This is a genomic window from Bradyrhizobium sp. (genome assembly GCF_017881085.1).
GTDB lineage: Bacteria > Pseudomonadota > Alphaproteobacteria > Rhizobiales > Xanthobacteraceae > Bradyrhizobium.
Window position 1 is genome coordinate 1 of sequence record NZ_JADGRI010000406.1, and the last position, 4069, is coordinate 4069.

Annotated in this window: 4 protein-coding genes and 1 pseudogene; 1 reads left to right on the forward strand and 4 read right to left on the reverse strand. The window is 63.3% G+C overall.

Annotated elements, in window-relative coordinates; all coding sequences use genetic code 11:
• The 4 genes and pseudogenes from QZ213_RS25540 to QZ213_RS25550 form a co-directional block, all read right to left on the reverse strand.
• Positions 1–1400 (reverse strand): phosphoenolpyruvate carboxykinase (locus QZ213_RS25540; protein WP_291688842.1); only part of this gene is annotated, 1400 nt, incomplete at its 3' end.
• A 380-nt stretch (positions 1401–1780) separates the two neighbouring features.
• Positions 1781–2125: a hypothetical protein gene (locus QZ213_RS27240; protein WP_365885303.1), complete on the reverse strand. Its 345-nt coding sequence runs from the start codon at positions 2123–2125 to the stop codon at positions 1781–1783.
• Positions 2114–2197, reverse strand: a pseudogene (locus tag QZ213_RS27245) (tetratricopeptide repeat protein); the annotation flags it as partial. The pseudogene QZ213_RS27245 and the gene QZ213_RS27240, both read right to left, overlap by 12 nt.
• 300 nt (positions 2198–2497) lie before the next feature.
• Complete coding sequence (locus QZ213_RS25550; protein ID WP_291688844.1) at positions 2498–3232, reverse strand: DUF2470 domain-containing protein; 735 nt, start codon at positions 3230–3232, stop codon at positions 2498–2500.
• A gap of 220 nt (positions 3233–3452) precedes the next feature.
• On the opposite strand from QZ213_RS25550, the gene QZ213_RS25555 reads away from it, so the two are divergent.
• The coding region (locus tag QZ213_RS25555; protein ID WP_291688845.1) for a response regulator transcription factor at positions 3453–4069 on the forward strand (617 nt) is incomplete at its 3' end.

The following is a 4069-nucleotide window of genomic DNA, read 5'->3' on the forward strand; positions in this document are numbered from 1 at the left end:
GTGCGAAATTCGACATTGCGCAAGCTACCGTCGAGCGCCGCGGTCAACAGCGCGCGGGTCACCTTGATCGGCATCCGGGAGCCGGTGCCGTATTTGCCGCCGGTCCAGCCGGTGTTGACCAGCCAGCAATCGACGTTGTGCCGCGCGATCAGCTCGCGCAGCATGTTGCCGTAGACCGAAGGATCCAGGGGGAGGAACGGCGAGCCGAAGCAGGTGGAGAATTCCGGCTGCGGCTCGGAGCCCAGGCCGCGCTCAGTGCCCGCCACCTTCGCAGTGTAGCCGGACAGGAAGTGGTACATCGCCTGCGCCGGCGTCAGCTTGGCGATCGGCGGCAACACGCCGAACGCATCCGCCGCCAGCATCACCACGTTCTTCGGGTGGCCGGCGCGGCCGGTGCGCGAGGCGTTGGGGATGAAATCCAGCGGATAGGCCGAGCGGGTGTTCTCGGTTTTCGAACCGTCGTCGAAATCCGGCACCCGTGTATCCTCGTCGAGCACCACGTTCTCCAGCACCGCGCCGAAGCGCTTGCTGGCGGCGTAGATTTCAGGCTCGGCTTCCTTCGACAACTTGATGCATTTGGCGTAGCAGCCGCCCTCGAAGTTGAAGACGCCCTCCGCACCCCAGCCGTGCTCGTCGTCGCCGATCAGCGTGCGCTTCGGGTCGGCCGACAGCGTAGTCTTGCCGGTGCCGGACAGGCCGAAGAAGATCGCGCTGTCGCCCTTGGGCCCGACATTGGCCGAGCAGTGCATCGGCATCACGCCCTTGGCGGGCAAATAATAGTTCAGCGTGGTGAACACGCTCTTCTTCATCTCGCCGGCATAATAAGACCCGCCGATCAGGACGATCTGGCGGGCGAAATCGATCGCGACCACGTTCTCCGAGCGCACGCCGTGACGTTTGGGATCGGCGCGGAAGCTCGGGATGTCGATGATGGTGAGTTCGGGCACGAAATGCCTGAGCACCGCGGTTTCGGGCCGGATCAGGAGCGTGCGGATGAACAGCGAGTGCCAGGCGAGTTCGGTGAACACCCGCGTCTTGATCTGGAAGCTCGGATCGGCACCGCCAAAAAGGTCCTGCGCGAACAGCGTCATGCCTTCGGCGTGCTTGAGGAAATCCTGATAGAGCGCGTCGAACTGTTCGGAGGTGATCGACTGGTTGCCGGCCCACCACATCTTCTCGGTCGAGGCATCGCGGACCGTGAACTTGTCCTTCGGGCTACGGCCGGTGAAGTCGCCGGTATCGGCGCACAACGCGCCGTCGGCGGACAGCACCGCCTCTCCCGCCGAAAGTGAATATTGATAGAGTTGCGGCGCGCCGAGGTTCCAGTGCACCCGCTTGAGATTTTTTAAGCCGAACTTGTCGGCGCCGAAGGCACCGTTGCGTATACCTGTTTCTTGCACCGAAAAAACCTCCTCGAACCCGCGTACTCTGATCGCGCGAATGCCGCTGCAAAACGCGCCTCTGTCGCGGTGACCGTCGACATACTAGCCTTGCGGCCCCGGTCCGGCGACCTAATACTCATGAACGTTGGGCTTGCCAAGCCGATCCCGTGATATTTGGTTTATTCCAGGACGGGCGATGGACGCGACTCAAATACTTGCTGCAGCGCAGGGTCTAATCGAAAGCCTTTGAATCGCGGCGAGAGCTTACTGACGTGACAATCGGCTGCGACATCTTGTTGCGATGCACAATTAACCGGGGCTAGCGGGCCGCTCCTTGCCCGATCAGTGCCAACGGAGCCCAGAAGGCGGGATAGCTGTTTTTCGGCGACGAGGCGTCGTTAAGATAGAACAGCATCGCCTGCCGCAGCGCCTCGGCACGGCCGATTTTCGGATCGGTCTTGAGACGGTCGAAGGTCGCGATGGTGAGCCGGGTCGCGGCTTCCGGACCGCGAGCTTGTTTGCGGCGGACGCGGCCGGCGACTGGGCGCCATGCTGGAGCACATTGAGCGCGTCATCGAGCGCCTTCTCGGCTGGCATCGATTGTCGCTGCTGCGCGGCGAACAGCACCGGAAGCGCCACACGCAGCTGTGCGCGCCGCTTCCGATCATTCTCTTCACGATCGGCAGGGCTGCTGCGTTGCGTCCCCCGCTCTGATAAGCGGAGGCCAGGTTGTTGAGGGATATTGCGACGTCGGGATGATCGGGACCAAGCGCTTGCTCGCGGATCGCCGCCGCGCGCATGTAGAGCGGCTCGGCCTCGGGTCGCGGCCCTGGTCGCCATAGAGCAGCGCCAGATTGTTCAGCGCGCCCGCGACGTCGACATTAAAGCGACCGTATTTCCTCTCCAGGCTTTCCAATTGTCCCTGCGCCGGCGGGATCGCTTGCGCATATTTGCCGGCCCGGCTGAGTTCGGCGTTCTTGGCGCTGGTTGCGGCCACCTCGCCCTTTTGCGCTGGAGACGGCGTGCTGAGGACAGCGCTCATGCCGAGCGCCAACGCCTGCCGGATTTCATTTTGCAGTGGCTTCGCATTTGCCTCTCGGGCGGGCGAGGTCCGGCTATCCCTTCGCGCGCGCCTCATCCGCCAGCCTGACCAGCATCGTCCGCAGCTCCCCCGGGCTGGTCACGCGTTCCGGGAAATCCAGCCGCAACGTTTTGGCGCCGGCCTGCAGGTCGATCCCCGCGGGATCGCAGCCGGTGCAGCGCCATTCCGCCGGCCCCGCGCCGAGCAGCCTCGTCGCGTAGAGGTTAGTCGTATCGCGATGATCGGCATTCATGTGGTCGACGGCGCCCTGCTCGGCTTCCAGCAGCGCGGTCGCGCCGGAAATATCGGTCAGGAACTGCTCCGGCTTCAGGTCCACGATCCGTCCGAACCCGGCCACCAGATGGGTACCGCTTGGCCGCAACAGGAAGAACGAAAAATCCGCAAAGCTTACAAAGGCTTCCGCGGACGGATGGGCACTGAGGTAGCGCCGGCGCGCGATCTCCAGATCGGCGCCTTCGGCCTGCTCGGCCCGGCCCGACAGCATGATCCGCGCGCCCTCGAGCGGGTCGCCCTCAACCCGCTCGTCCAGCATCAGGGAGACCCTGGGATCGCCGAGGATGTTTCTGGTGTGCACAGCGAGGCGCGAAATCAGCAGAATCGGCGAGCCATCGGCATGGCTAGCGACATTGACCAGGGAGCAATAGGGATCGCCGCTGCCGGTCATCAGGGTCGCCAACGCGCCTTGCCGGCTGCGGCGCAGGAGCGACCGGGCGAGCCGGGAGGCGTCGAAATCAGGAGTGGGCTGCATCGGTCACCTCGGCATCTGTTTGCAATAAGGGCCTTTTCTGGGCAAAACCCGTAGCTATATAAGTGGGAACCCGGGCTCATCTCGGACGTTTTGCGGAACTCGGTCACACTTCAGCCTAGCTTGCATTGCTCGTTGACCAGGTTCGAAGCTCACTTATACGGCGCATCACAGAATTACTCGCCGTTTTGGTCACCTCGTACCAGTATCTGAAAGCAGGCTCATGCCCACAATCGCCTTGGTCGACGACGACCGCAACATTCTCACATCCGTCTCGATCGCGCTCGAAGCCGAAGGCTATCGCATCATGACCTACACGGATGGTGCTTCGGCGCTCGACGGCTTCCGCACCTCACCGCCGGACCTCGCGATCCTCGACATCAAGATGCCGCGCATGGACGGCATGGAGACATTGCGGCGGCTGCGGCAGAAATCCGATCTGCCGGTGATCTTCCTCACTTCCAAGGACGAGGAAATCGACGAATTGTTCGGCCTCAAAATGGGCGCCGACGACTTCATCCGCAAACCGTTCTCGCAGCGCCTCTTGGTCGAGCGGGTGAAGGCCGTGCTGCGCCGCTCGGCGCCGAAGGACCCCACCGCCGTGCCGAAGGAAACCGACGCCAAGGCGCTGGACCGCGGATTGCTGCGCATGGATCCGGAGCGTCATACCTGCACCTGGAAGAACGAACCGGTGACCTTGACGGTAACCGAGTTCCTGATCCTGCAGGCGCTGGCGACGCGCCCCGGCGTGGTGAAGAGCCGCAACGCCCTGATGGACGCGGCCTATGACGACCAGGTCTATGTCGACGATCGCACCATCGACAGCCACATCAAGCGGCT